This window comes from Gloeocapsa sp. DLM2.Bin57 (assembly GCA_007693955.1).
Lineage (GTDB): Bacteria > Cyanobacteriota > Cyanobacteriia > Cyanobacteriales > Gloeocapsaceae > Gloeocapsa.
The window spans coordinates 19,027-34,748 of sequence record RECR01000087.1; the positions used below are offsets into that span (position 1 = coordinate 19,027).

17 protein-coding genes and 1 pseudogene are annotated in these 15,722 nt (G+C 38.0%); 10 read left to right on the forward strand and 8 right to left on the reverse strand.

Features of this window, described 5'->3' with window-relative positions; genetic code table 11:
* Positions 1-70 precede the first annotated feature (70 nt).
* Both EA365_11640 and EA365_11645 read left to right on the forward strand, forming a co-directional pair.
* Positions 71-568, forward strand: a pseudogene (locus EA365_11640) (hypothetical protein).
* Positions 569-615: 47 nt separating this feature from the next.
* A complete protein-coding gene (locus EA365_11645) occupies positions 616-1,449 on the forward strand; it encodes a hypothetical protein (GenBank protein ID TVQ43818.1) in 834 nt (277 codons plus the stop codon).
* A 77-nt stretch (positions 1,450-1,526) separates the two neighbouring features.
* On the opposite strand, the gene EA365_11650 is transcribed toward EA365_11645, so the two are convergent.
* The 5 genes from EA365_11650 to bioB all read right to left on the reverse strand — a co-directional run bounded on the left by EA365_11650 (position 1,527) and on the right by bioB (position 5,860).
* Positions 1,527-3,146 carry a sodium:proton antiporter gene (locus EA365_11650; protein ID TVQ43819.1) on the reverse strand — a complete coding sequence of 540 codons (1,620 nt, stop codon included), beginning with the start codon at positions 3,144-3,146 and terminating at the stop codon, positions 1,527-1,529.
* A 7-nt stretch (positions 3,147-3,153) separates the two neighbouring features.
* Complete coding sequence (locus EA365_11655; GenBank protein TVQ43820.1) at positions 3,154-3,366, reverse strand: DUF2839 family protein; 213 nt, start codon at positions 3,364-3,366, stop codon at positions 3,154-3,156.
* Between the two features lie 118 nt (positions 3,367-3,484).
* Positions 3,485-4,117 (reverse strand): PEP-CTERM sorting domain-containing protein, encoded by a 633-nt coding sequence (locus tag EA365_11660; GenBank protein TVQ43821.1) that lies wholly within the window; start codon positions 4,115-4,117, stop codon positions 3,485-3,487.
* A 67-nt stretch (positions 4,118-4,184) separates the two neighbouring features.
* Complete coding sequence (locus EA365_11665) at positions 4,185-4,706, reverse strand: biotin transporter BioY (protein TVQ43835.1); 522 nt, start codon at positions 4,704-4,706, stop codon at positions 4,185-4,187.
* Positions 4,707-4,807: 101 nt separating this feature from the next.
* Complete coding sequence (bioB, locus tag EA365_11670; GenBank protein TVQ43822.1) at positions 4,808-5,860, reverse strand: biotin synthase BioB; 1,053 nt, start codon at positions 5,858-5,860, stop codon at positions 4,808-4,810.
* A 156-nt stretch (positions 5,861-6,016) separates the two neighbouring features.
* Between bioB and pstC the strand changes: the two genes are divergently transcribed.
* The 5 genes from pstC (at position 6,017) to EA365_11695 (ending at position 9,994) form a co-directional block, all read left to right on the forward strand.
* On the forward strand, positions 6,017-6,922 hold the full coding sequence (pstC, locus tag EA365_11675) for a phosphate ABC transporter permease subunit PstC (protein TVQ43823.1): 906 nt from the start codon (positions 6,017-6,019) through the stop codon (positions 6,920-6,922).
* A 15-nt stretch (positions 6,923-6,937) separates the two neighbouring features.
* A complete protein-coding gene (pstA, locus tag EA365_11680) occupies positions 6,938-7,828 on the forward strand; it encodes a phosphate ABC transporter permease PstA (protein ID TVQ43824.1) in 891 nt (296 codons plus the stop codon).
* A 15-nt stretch (positions 7,829-7,843) separates the two neighbouring features.
* Positions 7,844-8,662 carry a phosphate ABC transporter ATP-binding protein gene (gene pstB, locus EA365_11685; protein ID TVQ43825.1) on the forward strand — a complete coding sequence of 273 codons (819 nt, stop codon included), beginning with the start codon at positions 7,844-7,846 and terminating at the stop codon, positions 8,660-8,662.
* A gap of 141 nt (positions 8,663-8,803) precedes the next feature.
* Positions 8,804-9,091, forward strand: a complete 288-nt coding sequence (locus EA365_11690; protein ID TVQ43826.1) for a hypothetical protein — start codon at positions 8,804-8,806, stop codon at positions 9,089-9,091.
* A gap of 570 nt (positions 9,092-9,661) precedes the next feature.
* Complete coding sequence (locus EA365_11695) at positions 9,662-9,994, forward strand: DUF3155 domain-containing protein (protein TVQ43827.1); 333 nt, start codon at positions 9,662-9,664, stop codon at positions 9,992-9,994.
* Positions 9,995-10,048: 54 nt separating this feature from the next.
* Here EA365_11695 and EA365_11700 read toward each other — a convergent pair whose 3' ends face one another.
* Genes EA365_11700 through EA365_11710 form a run of 3 tightly spaced genes read right to left on the reverse strand, consistent with a single transcriptional unit; the run spans position 10,049 to position 14,356 of the window.
* Entirely contained in the window at positions 10,049-10,558 is a 510-nt protein-coding gene (locus EA365_11700) for a cofactor assembly of complex C subunit B (protein ID TVQ43828.1), read from the reverse strand.
* 18 nt (positions 10,559-10,576) lie between these two features.
* A complete protein-coding gene (locus EA365_11705; protein TVQ43829.1) occupies positions 10,577-12,946 on the reverse strand; it encodes a polysaccharide biosynthesis tyrosine autokinase in 2,370 nt (789 codons plus the stop codon).
* Between the two features lie 21 nt (positions 12,947-12,967).
* The gene (locus EA365_11710; GenBank protein ID TVQ43830.1) at positions 12,968-14,356 is read right to left on the reverse strand and encodes a sugar ABC transporter substrate-binding protein; all 1,389 of its coding nucleotides are present in this window, start codon (positions 14,354-14,356) and stop codon (positions 12,968-12,970) included.
* A gap of 90 nt (positions 14,357-14,446) precedes the next feature.
* On the opposite strand from EA365_11710, the gene EA365_11715 reads away from it, so the two are divergent.
* Genes EA365_11715 through EA365_11725 form a run of 3 tightly spaced genes read left to right on the forward strand, consistent with a single transcriptional unit; the run spans position 14,447 to position 15,570 of the window.
* A complete protein-coding gene (locus EA365_11715) occupies positions 14,447-14,692 on the forward strand; it encodes a TIGR02450 family Trp-rich protein (GenBank protein ID TVQ43836.1) in 246 nt (81 codons plus the stop codon).
* Between the two features lie 5 nt (positions 14,693-14,697).
* On the forward strand, positions 14,698-15,201 hold the full coding sequence (gene scpB / locus EA365_11720) for an SMC-Scp complex subunit ScpB (GenBank protein ID TVQ43831.1): 504 nt from the start codon (positions 14,698-14,700) through the stop codon (positions 15,199-15,201).
* 42 nt (positions 15,202-15,243) lie between these two features.
* The gene (locus EA365_11725) at positions 15,244-15,570 is read left to right on the forward strand and encodes a DUF760 domain-containing protein (GenBank protein ID TVQ43832.1); all 327 of its coding nucleotides are present in this window, start codon (positions 15,244-15,246) and stop codon (positions 15,568-15,570) included.
* Positions 15,571-15,722 lie beyond the last annotated feature (152 nt).

The window sequence follows — 15,722 nt, forward strand, 5'->3', positions numbered from 1 at the left end:
TTTAAAATTATTGCCAAAAGCTTTAAAATACTAAGATAATTAATAATACCTTAAAACCAGGGATAGTCTATTGACAAATAATTCCTTATCTGCTGATACTTGTCCTGTTAATTCTTATAATGAATGGGATACCCTCGAAGAAGTTATCGTTGGTCGCTTAGAAGGAGCGATTATACCACCTTATCATGTAACCGTTACCTATAATATCCCTCCTAGTACAGCCAGATTGTATAAATTATTTGCAGGAAGACGTTATCCTCAATTTTTACTCAAAAAAGCCCAAAAAGAATTAGACGAATTTAGACAAATTTTACGAGATTTAGGTATAACCCTGAGAATAACAGAGATAATTGATGGTTATCGCTGGTTTAAAACCCCTAATTGGCGCTCAAAAGGTTTTTGTACCGCTTTTCCTCGTGATGGTTTCTTAGTCATAGGTAAGGAAATTATTGAGACTCCTCTGACATGGCGATCGCGCTCTTGGGAAACTGACGCCTATCGATCTTTGTTTCTAAAATACTTTTGACAGGTTATTAAATGGACTGCAGCACCTAAACCCCAATTATGAGACGAACTTTGAAATCCCTCTATTCCCTATTCAAGTAGCGCTATAAAATGACAAACGTATTAAAAACTCTACTCGGTTTAACCCTGTTTATTGTTAAACTTTCCCAAGGATTAAATATCACGGTTAAACATTTGAGTTATCTTCAAACTAGACCTAGACTTTTACAGCGATCGCTTTTAGCTGTTGACGTTTTAGTTCCTATAGCTAGTTATTTGATTATAATTTTATTTAAATTACCTCTAGAAATTTCTACAGCGATATTACTGATAGCTGCTTGTCCTGGCTCTCCTCTAACTGCTAGAAAAGTCTTAAAAAAAGGGGGGATTTTTGCTTATGGTGCTAGTTTACATATAGTCGTTATTCTGTTATCAATTATCACTACTCCTATTACTCTTTGGCTTTTTTTCGCTTATAGCAATTTAAAGATTCAAGTTAATATTTTAGATATAGTCAACCAACTTATTACAGCTCAATTAATTCCCTTAGTCTTAGGTATCTTTATCAGTGAAAAATTTTCAACTCTAGCTAATAAAATCAGAAATCCTTTAAGAATCATCGGTGATTTTTCCCTACTTGGAATAACTCTCTTAATTGTGGTGGTAACTTTTAGATTTGTTTTACAAATTAATTTTACCTCTCTAGTAGCTATTATCTTAACTGTCAGTATATCTCTAGCTATTGGTCACCTTATGGGTGGTCGTCATCCTCAAAGACGTCATACTTTGGCTTTAGTCTGTGCTAGTCGTAATATTGGTTTAGCTGCTTTTATCGCTAGTTTAAATTTTCCGATTACTTTGATTTTACCTAATTTAATTCCTTATCTTTTTATAAGTGCAATAGTTGAGATTGTTTATCAGAAAATCTTCAAAATTAAAGAATAGGGAAGAGGGAAGAAGGGAGAAGGGAGTAGGGGAGAATTCGGAAGAAAGGAATTCCGTTCCACCTAAAACCGTTCTACCTAAAACCTGCGCGGATCGCCATAGCTTACATCTCGATATTCGACGATAGTTACGGGAATTAAGCTATTTTCTAACACCGCTTGAGAGACAGAACCAATTAACACCCTTTTCCATGGTTGATACCCTCTTTTACCCATAATAATCTCAGTAACTTGGTAATCTTCTGCAGTCTGAATAATCTCCTCGGGAATTGTTCCTATTTTGGTGAGAAACTGATAACGAATATCTGCTAAGAGTTGCTTACTTATCTCCCGAAGTTGTTTGACTCCCTCTGTATCTGTTTCGTTGATAACGTGTAAAACTATTACTTGAGCGTTGTTACTACGGGCTTTTTCTCCTACTACTTTTAACACTTCTTTAGCAAAAGCAGAGGTATCCACTACCGCTAAATAGCTAATACGATTAATTATACTGACTTTAGTCGGATCTACTTCTCCTTTAGTTAATAACTTTGGTGCAAATATTATAGTACTCCACGCTCCTAACGGCGCAGTTATTAAAATAGAGAGTACAGCTATAGCTAAAATAACCTCTCCTCCTTCAATACCTCTAGCTAAGGGAATCCCACCAATCGCCGCTTGTACCGTTGCTTTAGCGCTGTTAGCAGGTAATAAGAATAATCTCTCTCGCCAATTCCAGTTACTACCTACAGTAGATAGATACCAACCTAAACCACGACCTACTAATAATCCTATACTTAATAATAATAATCCTGGTAGGAAAATATTCCCTAATACCTCTAGTTTAATACTCGCTCCTAATAAAACGAATAAAACTATCTCAGCTACAATCCACAAGCTATCAAAACCATTGCGCAAATTTCTCGCTAAGGGTGTATCTAACTCGATTAAAAAGAAACCCATCCCCATCGCCGCTAAATAGCCAGAATAGGCTAAAACCTTTTCCCCTACTACCAACAATAGGGCAATATTTGCACCAATCAGGATATCTTGTACACTATTTTGTGTCCAGTTTTGTTTAGTTAGTATTAATACCGTTAAACGCGCTGCTAGATATCCAACTAATAACCCTAATCCTATCTCTAAAATTACTTGTAATGGTAGTAAACCTACACTACTTAAATCTAATTCTCCTTGACTGAGAAAGTTAACCAATAAACCAAATACCAATAGTAATAACACATCTGAGAGAGCACTACCAATTAAGATAGCGTCGGGAATACCTTTAGCTACTCCCCAACCTAAACTCTTGAGTCTCAACATCCCTGGTACGATTACCGCGGGTGATTCTGCTCCAATGATACACCCTAATAGTAATCCCGTGGGAAAATCTAACTGGAAAATCCACATACTGATTATAGCAACGGCGATCGCTTCACAACTAGCAGGGAGAACCCCTAAACGTAACGCTACACTTCCTTGTTGTTTGAGTTTGTCTCTATCTAACCCTAATCCCGCTTTCATGAGGATAATCATTACCGCTATTATGCGTAAGTTATCCGCACCTTCTAAGACTTCGACTGCTAGTAAATTACCTAGTTGTGGTCCTAAAGCAATTCCTGCTATAATCATACCAATCAATGGGGGTGCGCCTAATCTTCTTGCAATTTGACCCGCAAAAAACCCCCCTAAGAGTATATATAGGATACTGGTTAACATTTAGTCGCTAATCAACTTGCCACCAACCAAAAGCAGGACCAATAATGCGAATAGTAAGCCAGTATGCTACTAAAAACCCAATGCCTATCCACGCTCCCCTGGTAGTAATCTGATAAAATTGAGACGCTTGTGTCTTAGTAATCGGAAGCCAGGGGGCGACTCTTTGTTCTTTCCCGTAATCTTCCCCTAAAGACTGTTTACGACGTTTTGATTCACCCATAAAAATAATTAGTTATCAATTCTTACTAATTTTAGAATATTTTTACCAGCAATTTATGTATTTTGCCAATAAATCTACGAAATCTTACACCATCACTAACGCAATAAAAACTTTGAGATTATTTCTTTTGCGCTTTCATTAAAGGTAAAAACGCCATTACTGTAAAAGTTCCTAGAATTGTTAAAGGCTCTGGTACTACTGTACCTTCAAAACGTATCTCACCTGGGGCAAAAACACTACCTCCACTACGTCGTATAAAAACAACATCAACATAACGTACTTGTCCAACAACATTTCCAGTGTCATATAAATTAGAAGGCATATCTACAAGATTAAATGGTCCTGGTAAAGATACATTTCCAGAGTTGAATATACTTGAAAACTGTGAATCTAAGAAATTGTAAGATATAAATCCAACGTCATTAAAAGCAATTGTATTAGTGTTCCAGTACCAAGCTTTTTCTATATTAAATACATTTCCTAAATCCAACCTAACTGAAGCTTCAGAAGAAGTAAACAATCTAGCCTCGTTCATATCTGTTGAGTTATGAGTAACCGTTAACAAATCAGCAGACAAAGATAGATCACTTAAACCAGAACCATCAATCATTCTTGATAAAGGTGTCTCATTTGTTTTAGTACCTGAAAGCAAAGAAATACTTTGAGGTACAATTACCGCAGCTGAGGCACTACTTATACATATAGCCGTTGAAAAAACACTTAAAATCGAGCATTTTGTGAGTTTATTCATATTATTGAAGCGTTTGAATTATGATTTTATCACGAAATTAACATTAACCTCACTATCTGTCAAACCCCTAATAAAAAGAAATGCGACGTAAGAAGTAAGCGATGACTGCTACTGCACAAACAATCGCCAATTGTCCAGGAAATGAATTAAGACTGTGTAATTGTACCAATCTTTCCAACTGGCTTAGAGAATTAATAGTATTGACAGGTAATAGATAAAGAATCCCTAAATAGATTAATCCACAAATATGGATAACTATTAAGCCAAGTAAAGCACTTACACCGAGTAACTCTAATTTAGCTCGTTGTCGTAAAGCGATTAAACCACATAACCAAGCACCAGGAATAAACCCTAACAGGTAACCAAAACCTGGCTCTTGGATATAATTAAAACCACCACCTTTAGCAAAAACGGGAACACCAGATAAACCTAAAGTGATATAAGCGATTTGGGCGATCGCCCCTGCATTTCTACCCCCCATACAACCTGTCAGTAAAACTGCACCGATTTGATAGGTAACTCCTAAAGACTGAGTAGATATTCCTTGCTCATACCATAACCAAGGTTGATTAGTGGTAAAAGCTTCCATAAAAGTACTAGCGATGGTGAGTAATAAGCCAATCAAGCCCCAAATTAACTGATTGGGTAAAGATAATAGTGGTTTAGGTTTCTTCAATGCTAAAGCCAAGGTTAAGAGACAGAATATTCACCAGGGATGGGCGCTTCTCCACCTACTAAACCTAGAGAATTGAGCATTTTTTCATCTTCTCTAGCAGGTTGTCCCATAGTGGTGAGATAATGTCCAACTAGCATAGCGTTAATACCCGCTTGTAATCCTAGATGCTGTAATTCTCCCATCACTGCTTCTCTTCCACCTGCATATCTGAGAATCTGTTGGGGGAGAATAAAGCGGAAAATAGCGATCGCCTTAACTGCTTCATAGGGATTGAGTTTATTTTGTACCTCTAGGGGTGTTCCTTCTCTAGGGTTAAGTAAGTTAATTGGTACTGATTCTACACCTAAATCCCGTAAAGCTAAAGCTAAATCTATTCTATCTTCCCAACTTTCTCCCATACCCATAATACCACCTGTACAAGCTTGGATACCAGCTGCTCGCACATTTTTAACGGTTTCCACGCGATCGCGCCAACTATGGGTAGTTACTATTTCGGGGAAAAAATTTTCTGAGGCTTCTAGATTATGATTATAGCGAGTTACTCCAGCTTCTTTAAGTTCTAATGCTTGTGCGTAGGTTAACTCCCCTAAAGCACAACAGGGTTTAATTCCCGTTTCCTCAATAATTGCTTTAACTGTGGCTAAAATCTCGTTAAATTCTGTTGATTTCGGACTGTTATACTTTAAACCTCTACCTTGACTAACTAGACAAAAACGTTTTGCACCAGCATTAGCTGCAGCTTTGGCTTGGGTTACTATTTCCTCTTGTGATTTTAAACCATAGATTGGGGAATCTTGACCTGGATGATGTGCTGATTGAGAACAAAAAGAGCAATTTTCCGAGCAATTCCCCGATTTAATATTAACTATACTGCATAAATCTACCACATTACCACAACAGGCTTGACGAATGCGATTAGCAGCTTCACATAACCAGAGAATCTCTGCTTCTCCCTCTATAGTAGCAAGAGTTAAGGCTTCTTCTTTAGTAATTAACTTACCTGCAATTACCCCTGAGGCTAATTCCTCTAACCAAATTTTTAAATCTTGAGCTATGGATTGAACCACTAGATTTTAGCTCCTTTGCAAAACACAATAACCAGAATTATATCATTAGAGTTTATCCCTAACCTTAACTTAATCTTAAACATGATCTGCTAGGCTGATCTTGAACTTGAAACTATAAAAAAATCATTAAAGTAAAATGAGCAGGAGAACACAGCAGTGACAGCAAATACAATAGATTCTTTTGAGAAACCAATACAACCTCGTTCCTCCCAAGAGAGAATCTTTGATAATGGATTTAAAATAGCAGCTAAAACCTTGGCGATCGCTATCTGTTTACTGATTATCTGGATTATTCTTCAGGTACTTATACAAGCATTCCCCGCTATTGGTAAATTTGGACTAGGTTTTCTTTTTAGTTCACAATGGGACCCCATTAGGGATAATTTTGGTCTATGGCCCTCTATCTTTGGTACTCTAGTTAGTAGCGCTCTAGCTCTGTTAATAGCTGTACCTATTGGTATCGGAGTAGCAATTTTTCTAAGTGAAGACTATATACCATCTGGAATTCAAAGAGTATTTGTCTTTCTAGTAGAATTATTAGCAGCTATTCCTAGTGTAGTTTACGGATTATGGGGATTGTTCGTTCTCGTACCTTTTTTAAGACCAGTAGGTGTAACTAGAGCATCGATGCTACCTGCGGTGATTATCCTCTCAATCATGGTCTTACCGATGATCTCCGCAATTAGTAGAGACGCTTTATCTAACGTATCTAAAGATATGCGTCAAGCAGCTATTGGTTTAGGAGCAACTCGCTGGGAAACAATCTTACAAATAGTGATACCTGCTGCTTCTTCTGGTATTATCGGAGGCGTTATGCTCGCACTAGGAAGAGCATTAGGAGAAACTATGGCGATTGTGATGCTCATCGGTAACTCTAACCAAGTGAGTTTTTCTTTGCTGCAACCTGCTACAACAATCTCAGCTTTAATCGCTAACCAATTCGCTGAAGCTCAAGGATTACAGGTATCAGCTTTAATGTACGCAGCTTTTGTGCTGTCGGTAATTACCCTAATCGTTAATATTTTGGCCCAAGTTGTTGTCAAACAATTACAGAAAATTTAAATCAAGTATTTAACAATGACTTCTCAAATTCCTGCTGGTTTTGACCTTAGTACTCTCAAAATTGACTCTAAATCCCCGAGGACTCTATTTGGCTTGATCATGAATGGTATAACCTTTATCTTCATTGCTATAGCTGTTGTGCCTTTATTTGCCATTGTGGGGTATCTACTCTATCGGGGGATTAGCGCTTTATCCCTAAGCGTATTTAGGGAACTTCCCCCGCCTCCTCTAGTACCAGGTGGTGGTTTTGGTAACGCTATTGTCGGTACATTTATTATGGTGGGAATCGCCCTGTGTATTAGTATTCCTATCGGGGTTATGGCGGCTATTTACCTCTCAGAATTTAGTAAAGGTCAATTGCCCGAAATAATTCGTTTTGCTAATAATGTACTCAATGGTGTTCCTTCGGTTATCGTAGGGGTTTTCGCCTTTGCTGCATTTGTAGTCACCACAGGCACTTATTCAGCTTGGGCTGGTGGTTTCGCTCTCTCTATTGTAATTATCCCGATTATTGTTAGTACCACCTATGAAGCTCTTAAACTCGTACCTAAAGAAGTTAGAGACGCTTCTATCGGTATCGGTGCTAATGACTATCAAACGGTTTTACAAGTAGTTCTCCCCGCTGCATTACCCGCGATTTTAACCGGGGTAACCCTAGCTACCGCTAGAGCTGCAGGAGAAACCGCTCCCCTGTTGTTTACCGCTTTATTTAGTCAATTTTGGCCCAACTTTGAAACCAAATTAATGGAGCCTACCGCTTCTCTAGCGGTATTGGTTTATAACTTCGCCATCGTTCCTTTTGCTAACCAAAACGAGTTATCCTGGGCCGCTGCTTTCGTCATCGTTATGTTAGTTTTCATCGCTAATATCATCGCTCGTGTAGTCACCGCTAAACGTCAATACTAGGAGGATTTATATTTAATGGTTAATGATCAACAACCAACCGATAGACTCACAGACAATATCGTCTTACAATCAGAAAATACCGATGTCTATTACGGTAATTTTCTCGCTGTTAAAGGGGTATATGTAGAAATCCCCCGCAATAAGGTAACGGCTTTTATCGGTCCTTCTGGTTGCGGTAAAAGTACTCTGTTGCGCTGTTTTAATCGTCTTAATGACCTTATCCCTGTGTTTAAACTCGGTGAAGGTTCAAAGGTAACCTATCTTGGTCAAGATTTATACGCAAAAGATATCGATCCAGTGCAAGTGCGTCGTCGTATTGGGATGGTTTTCCAAAGACCTAACCCTTTCCCTAAGTCTATCTATGAGAATATTACTTATGGGGCTAAAATTAATAAAATTAAAACCGATTATGACGCCCTAGTTGAAGACTCTCTCCGTAAAGCTGCTCTCTGGGATGAGGTAAAAGATAAACTCAGACAAAGTGGTTTAGCTCTCTCAGGTGGACAACAACAGCGTTTATGTATCGCTCGCACCATCGCTCTTAAACCAGATGTGGTGTTAATGGATGAACCTTGTTCAGCTCTTGATCCTATCTCTACTCTTAAGGTAGAAGAATTAATTCATGAATTGAAAGAAAACTTCACCATCGTAATCGTAACCCATAATATGCAGCAAGCAACCCGTGTGGCTGATTATACCGCTTTCTTCAACACTAAGCAGTTAGAAGGAGGTAATCGCCAGGGTTATCTCGCTGAGTTCGATAGAACCGAAGTGATCTTTAATAATCCTAGTAAAGAGGAAACTCAACAGTATATTAGTGGTCGTTTCGGCTAAAAACCGCTAAACCAATACCAGTATTATCTCCTATTGACTTATTCGGAATAGGAGATTTTTTATGCTTTATTAGTATATGTATAGCTCATAAATTTTAAAATTGACTAGACTTAAGAAGATAACTAAATATTTTCTCTAGTTATGGCTAAAACATCTGATTTGACCAAAAATGAGCTAATCAATCAATTAAGTACTGTAGAATTAGCTCAAGCTCTAGCAACTCGTCTGGCGATCGCCCCTAATGATTGGCATCGTCTCAAAGCTAACCGCAACGCTCAAGCTAGTCAACAAGCTGCCGCGGCTTTAGTTTTTCTCTTAAAAGATCAACCCCAAGAAGCCCTAATCCGCTTTCAACAAGCTGTAGGTTGGCTCGATCGCTCTGTTAGCGCGCCTCCTTGTCCCACCCATGGTCATCATCATAACGAGTAATTGACTTTTTGTTGATGCAGTCTTGAAAATTTTCAGGGCTGCTTTGGAGTGAAACACAATGTCATTAATCAATAGTCGATATATAGTAACTTTTGACCAGTTTTGGCAATTTTACCCTGAAACTGGAGAATATACTATGAGTTACATGATGGAGTAATTGTCGAAATACCCAAACCTAGAGGGCAACATTCTTAAATTGCGGGATTTTTACTAACAGAGTTAGGAATTGAGATTAATTGTAGATTATTTGGGTTTAGGAGCTAGAAAGTTTATCGGTTTCCCCTAGTCAATTTATCAATGATACATTAATAATTTCTAGTGTATTTCGACAATTAAATCTCACCGCACAACAGATTTTTCAAAGTAATTAAGTCTTTGTTAATACTTTTTAAAGTTTTTTTAACAATTGTTAAGAGAGTAAAATACCCTAAAAGCTGTACAGTAGAATCTGTGTGGTGTTTTTTACCTTCAATAGGGGGGGCTTGATTTTTTTTCTGTACCATTATACAATTGCTTAGGCTTTTGTAAAAATAATTACAGATACAGGCTGATAATTAGGAGGTAATTAGGTTGGCAAGGAAACGTAAACGGAAGAGTCGCCGCCGCCTAGAAGGACGCAAGATACTGGCACTAGTTCCACAGTACAGTATTGAGAGTGGTGAAGATAAACCAGTTACAGCAGCGCGAAAATACATTAAAAGTGAAGGAATTGCTCCCCCTGCGGTCTTAATCGTTAGACGCAATGAGCACACTACAGATAGATATTTTTGGGCAGAAAAAGGATTGTTCGGAGCTCAGTATGTAGAGGAAAATCATTTTCTCTTCCCAAGCTTGAGAGGAATGATTGTTAGTCAGACAACAGCTAGCAAGAATAGTACTGTCGCCGTCGCTGGTAGCTCCTAACCTCAAATAAACAGCCAGAACCACTCATGATGAGTGGTTTTGTCTTATTTGTTGTTAGATGTTGAGAGACTTCCCGAGAGCGATCAACTCATCACGGTGAGCAATTACCTTGATTTGAGTTGCATCGCTTGAGAGAGGTTGAATGTTTAAGACTACCTGCTCTAAACGTCCCGCTTTGCGCCAATAAAATAAACCAGCTAAAGGAGCTAATAAAAGCAATCCTAAGCTAAAAGAAGCAATAGTTGGATAGAGTAAGTAAATGACCAAACTAAGGGATAATAAACCAATAGTAGCTAGAATAGTCAGCAAAATAGCTAAAAACCAGCTGGGGCGGACAAAGCCTTCAAAAGTAACTTGACTATTTTCACTATTGACGTCTTTGAGGCGATAAGCTCTAGACTGAAAATAACTTTGTAACTCAGTATATAAATTCTCTTGAGATAATTTACTGACTAAAGTAAGTTCTTCGATACGCTTTTTTACCGAAGCACGAATAAAGAAAAATAACCCTATCATCAATAATAGAGTTAAACAAAAAGTTGAGGAAAGAATAGGATTACTCACGTTTAACTACCTAAAAGACTACTTACGTCCATAATAACGGTGATGATTGTCATAGTAATAGTAAGAACCATGACTGTGACGAGTAACATTATTGGCTACTACTCCCAAAATGGAGACGTGAGACATTTTCAACTGTTCAATACTTTGTTTGAAGGCTGAGCGATCGGTTTTACCAATTTTCGCTACTAACACAACACCTGCGGTTTTAGCAGCTAAAATCCGTGCATCAGCAAAGCCTAATAAAGGAGGAGTATCATAAATAATTAGGTCAAAATTCCCCTCATGCTCTAACTCGGTCATAACTTCCTGCATACGTTGACAAGAAAGTAAGCGAGTTGGATCAGGGGGAACATCTCCGGCGGTGATTACCGAGACATTTTCCCAATTAGTAGCAGTTTGAATCACCTCTCGCCAATCTGTACCCATAGCGATGACATTACTCAAACCTTGTTTATTTTTCAATCCTAAGCGATCGTGAACTTGAGGACGTCGTAAATCAGCGTCAATCAATAAAACCTTTTGACCCATAGCTGCAGCAGCTTTAGCAAAATTCAAAGAAACCGTTGATTTTCCTTCAGCAGGTGCAGAAGAACTAATCACGAGAGATTTAATACCCTTATCCGAACCAAGAAGTCTAATATTGGTATGGAGAGAGCGGAAAGCTTCTAAAAATGGTGTAGATTGATAACTATTATCAGCCTGATGCTCCCCTTGGGTTGAGCCTAAATCCACTGTTTGATTACCAATAGTTATAGTGGGTAACCCAGAAGCGATCACCTTTTGTACCGAATCTAAATCCTTTTGTAGAGGAATTAAACCCAAAATAGGTAAATTAACCATCTCTTTGAGTTCTTCTGAAGAGTGGAAAATAGGATCTAAACGTTCAGCTAAAAAGGCTGCTCCTAAGCCTAATAATACTCCTCCAACAGTACCTAAGACTATATTTCTGAGGGATTTAGGATGAACAGGTACATCAGATATTTTCGGAGAAACTAGTAATTGCCAAGGTATAACTTGTTGCGCTGCTTCGATTTGTAAGTTTTCTTGAGCTGCTAAAAAGCGGTTTAAATTCTCAGTAGCAATATTAAGCTCTCGATTTAAATCAGAATATTGTCGAGCTAACACAGGAAGCATATTAAGTTCTTCATTGACTTCGGCTATTCCTTGAGCTAGAGCATTAAGTCTAATCTGGAGAATTTCCATCCGATTAGCGCCCTGTATGTATTGTTGACTCAATTCTAAACGTACAGTACTAGGGGTAGCAAACAAAGGAGATTTAATGAAATCATCAGAAAGATTATTACCCAATACTATCTGAGCTTCTTGACGTAATAAGTCTAAGATATTCTCTCTTTCTTCTTGGAGGGCTTCCATAGTTGGAGTATTATCTAGAAAGCGTACAGATTCTTGAGCTAGTTTGATTTCTACCTCTTGTAACTGAGCCAATAAGTTCTGATAATGGGGAGATTCGCTTAAATAACTCGCTATTAAGGCTTGATCTGGTTCAATACCCAATTGTTGACGTAACAATTCATGAGATGATTGTGTCTCACTTAGAGCTACTTGAGTATCAAAGTATTGGGCTTCTAGAGCTACTAATCGCTCAGAAATGGTTTGTCCATAGACTTCCGGACTAATTAGATTATGTTTTTGTCTAAACTCTTGGAGATTATCTTGTAAATTGCTAACTCTTTCTCTTAATCTAGGTAATTGAGTTTCGACGTATTCTTTACCTTGTCTAATTTCCGTTTGTTTATCGTAAAGACTGTACTCTAGATAACCTTGAGCAATTTGTTCGAGGATATAGGCGATTTTTTCAGGATCTGGATCTTTAAACGAGACTTCTAAAATTTTGGTTTCATCGATTTGGGTAATATTTAGCGGTGGTCTTTTTTCAGGGATAAGAGTATCATAATCAATCTCGGGATATTGAGTCGCTATCTCGGGAATAATCGTTTCTAATACTTTGGGACTACGTAAGATTTCAATTTGTGTAGCATAATCAAGAGAACCTTGACTCCCCCCCAATAAAGGTATAGCAGTGCTTGGACTACTGTTTTGTGCAGGTTCAACTAATAATTGAAATTTACCTTCATAGACTGTTTCTCTGGTGAGAGTCCATAAACCCACTAGAGTAGTAAAACCAACAGCAACACCAGCAATCAGGGGGAGACGATGTTTAACTACCGTCCAGAGTTGGCGCAAATCGAGGGTTTGTTCTTCTTCTTCGGTAATGTTTTGTTGGTTGTTATTGATTAAAGGTAGTAATGAGTAGAGTAACTGGTTATTTTGAGCAGAATAACTGTTACCATTACCATTACCGTTACCATTACCGTTCCCATTCCCATTCCCATTCAGGGAGGCAAAATTTGTATTATTATTTTTCATGTTCACTCCTCATAAATTATCTTAATTTAATAATGGTATTAATGGTAAACCACGCAAAGGTCCAAAAATAGCATTCATAGTATCACCAAATCTCGCACCTCCAGTAGTATGGACAACGATCACGTCATTTTCCTGTAAAGGTGGGTTTTGGGTTTCATTGAGATTTTGGCTAAAATCTACTGCTATTGAACGTTTAGAAACAGTTCCATCGGGATTAAGACGAATTAATTCTACTTCTTTTTGTTTAGCACGACCTTGAATAAAACCACCTGCTGCTAAGATAGCTTGATTTAAAGGAGTATTGGGGGGAACTTTAACCCCACCTGGGTTAGTTACCTCTCCTACGACTTTTACCTCAATCGTATCAGGAGCAAAACTAGCCTCAGCTAAAGCTTGTGCTTCTTCTGGGTTGATTTCTTGGGCTTTGGGAATAATTATTTTATCTCCTTGTTGTAAGATAATATCCTGATTGAGATCCCCATTGCGCAGTAATTCCCATAAATCTACAGCGATAATGTGTTCTTCACCCCCTCGGGTTAAACGATGGATTTCAATATTACGAATATCTGCTAGGGGTTTAATTCCTCCCGCTTTGGCGATCGCTGTAGTTAAACTAGGGGGATCACCTTTACCTGTTTCAGGATCTCTTCTCGGCTCTATTTCATGAGCACCAGGACGATTAATCTCCCCAATAATGGTGATGGGGAAGGAATCTTGAACTTGAATACCAAAATTAACGTTAGTCAACTGACGGTTTTCTCTGGTATCAACCGCTATTTTAGTAGGTATAACCACTTGATCTCCATCTCTGAGGGTAATATCTTGACCGAGATCCCCATGGTTGATTAATTCCCATAAATTAACCGTGATTAGTTCTGTTTTTCCCGCTATTTGACGTTGAATTTTGACTTCTTCAATATTGGCTATAGTAGTTAAACCTCCTGCTCTTTCGATTAAACTGGTTACTGTAGGGAATTGTTGTCTCTCTTGAAAATTAAAACTATATGAACCAGGACTAGCTATTTCACCAGAGATAGATATCCTTAAAGGACGAGGACTCAATAAACTTACCGTGGCGATGGGTCTTTTGAGATAATTAGCGTAAGCTTGAGATATCTGTTCACTCATTTGGGTTAAAGTTAACCCCACTACTGGTAATGGTCCAACCAAAGGTAAAGTAACTGTACCATCAACTAAAACTAAATACTCGCCACTATATTCTGAAACCTTAAAAATATCTATACGTAATTTATCCCCTGGACCGACAAGATAATCACTTTCCTGTATCGTAGTGATGGGAAGCGCTTCTGCAGATGCTTCTTGAGCTTTTACACTTAGAGGAACTCCAATTAATGGTATAGAGATAATTAGACAAGTAGTTAAGGATAATTGCCAGTTTTGTTTGTTCATTTATTTACAGAATCTATCTTTTAGCATTTTAGGTTAAACTTTAACAAAATGTTGGTAAAAGTACCCACCTCTAAATTTTCACACGTAAAAATGGCTAAAAAACAAAAATACCCTCACTTGATTGGCTCTAAATGGACAGCTAAACAAAAAACCTGGGGTTGGCGACATTTTCAGGTAGTCAATAGAAAACAAGAGGGTAAGTGGGTATTTGCTGAAATGGTAGCTTCCTGTGACCCTCAAGTTAGATTCTGGTTAAATGCTAAACAACTACAAGAGCGCGATCTTTGGCGCGCAGGATGGCAACCTCTAGAAGTTATTAAAGCTGAAGAAAATTAATAACTATGTCGGGAGAATCTCTACAATTAGCTACTACAATAGAAGCGATACTTTATCTCAAAGGACAACCCCTAAGTCTATCAGAAATAGCTACTGGTGCTAGGTGTACTCGTCAACAAGCTCAACAAGCTATATTAGAGTTAATGGCAATCTATGCTCATCGTCCTAGTGCTTTAGAAATAGTAGAAACTCCAGCAGGTTATAGTTTACAATTGCGCTCAGATTATCAAGAATTGGTTCACCATCTTATACCTGCCGAATTAAAAATAGGTACTCTACGTACTTTGGCAGCGATCGCCCTTTATCACCCTATGCTGCAAACAGATTTAATCGATTTAAGAGGAAGTACTGCTTATCAACAGGTACAGGAATTGGTAGAATTGGGCTTAATTAGGAAAAAACGTCAAGAACAAGGTAGATCTTATTGGTTAGAAGTTACCGAAAAGTTTTATCAATACTTTGAGGTAGAACAACTTTCTCAAATTCTTCAACCAAATTGTCCCGAATAAGTATATAATGGAATGTGATTCTACTAGCTAGCAGCAGTTCTCATGGTATTTAACTCTAAATTTTTCCATTCTGAACCGGATGAGTCTCCCCAAAATGCCCTATTACAATATCTCCAAGAACAAAACCCAGAATATCTCAGTCAAATTGCTCAATCCGCTAGTCCAGAAATCAAAGAAATTATCAGTCACAATGTCCAAGGGTTAATTGGTATGTTACCCTCAGAAGATTTTAGCGTGCAAATAACTACAGAAAGAGAAAATTTGGCTAATCTTCTCGCTTCAGCTATGATGACAGGTTACTTTCTCAGACAAGTAGAACATCGTCGCGATTTAGAAACTATGTTATCAGATGTAGATTATCTCGGATAATTAAAGTAGGGGCGCGAAGTTTGCGCCCTAACTAATACGTGACATACTCCTACACCGAATCAAAGATTATGGTGTAGGCTTCTTGTCTTTCACCTTCAGAGATGATTGACCGTTTTTGAGTGAGGCGATGCCCATCCCCACTTTTTTAATTA

What these genes read in the sequence shown, in the direction of transcription:
- EA365_11725 (TVQ43832.1), top strand. Translation starts at nt 15,244, where the DNA reads ATGGTATTTAACTCTAAATTTTTCCATTCTGAACCGGATGAGTCTCCC.
- pstB (TVQ43825.1), top strand. Translation starts at nt 7,844, where the DNA reads ATGGTTAATGATCAACAACCAACCGATAGACTCACAGACAATATCGTC.
- EA365_11655 (TVQ43820.1), bottom strand. Translation starts at nt 3,366, where the DNA reads ATGGGTGAATCAAAACGTCGTAAACAGTCTTTAGGGGAAGATTACGGG.
- EA365_11650 (TVQ43819.1), bottom strand. Translation starts at nt 3,146, where the DNA reads ATGTTAACCAGTATCCTATATATACTCTTAGGGGGGTTTTTTGCGGGT.
- EA365_11710 (TVQ43830.1), bottom strand. Translation starts at nt 14,356, where the DNA reads ATGAACAAACAAAACTGGCAATTATCCTTAACTACTTGTCTAATTATC.
- EA365_11690 (TVQ43826.1), top strand. Translation starts at nt 8,804, where the DNA reads ATGGCTAAAACATCTGATTTGACCAAAAATGAGCTAATCAATCAATTA.
- EA365_11660 (TVQ43821.1), bottom strand. Translation starts at nt 4,117, where the DNA reads ATGAATAAACTCACAAAATGCTCGATTTTAAGTGTTTTTTCAACGGCT.
- EA365_11645 (TVQ43818.1), top strand. Translation starts at nt 616, where the DNA reads ATGACAAACGTATTAAAAACTCTACTCGGTTTAACCCTGTTTATTGTT.
- pstA (TVQ43824.1), top strand. Translation starts at nt 6,938, where the DNA reads ATGACTTCTCAAATTCCTGCTGGTTTTGACCTTAGTACTCTCAAAATT.
- EA365_11665 (TVQ43835.1), bottom strand. Translation starts at nt 4,706, where the DNA reads ATGGAAGCTTTTACCACTAATCAACCTTGGTTATGGTATGAGCAAGGA.
- EA365_11705 (TVQ43829.1), bottom strand. Translation starts at nt 12,946, where the DNA reads ATGAAAAATAATAATACAAATTTTGCCTCCCTGAATGGGAATGGGAAT.
- scpB (TVQ43831.1), top strand. Translation starts at nt 14,698, where the DNA reads ATGTCGGGAGAATCTCTACAATTAGCTACTACAATAGAAGCGATACTT.
- EA365_11715 (TVQ43836.1), top strand. Translation starts at nt 14,447, where the DNA reads ATGGCTAAAAAACAAAAATACCCTCACTTGATTGGCTCTAAATGGACA.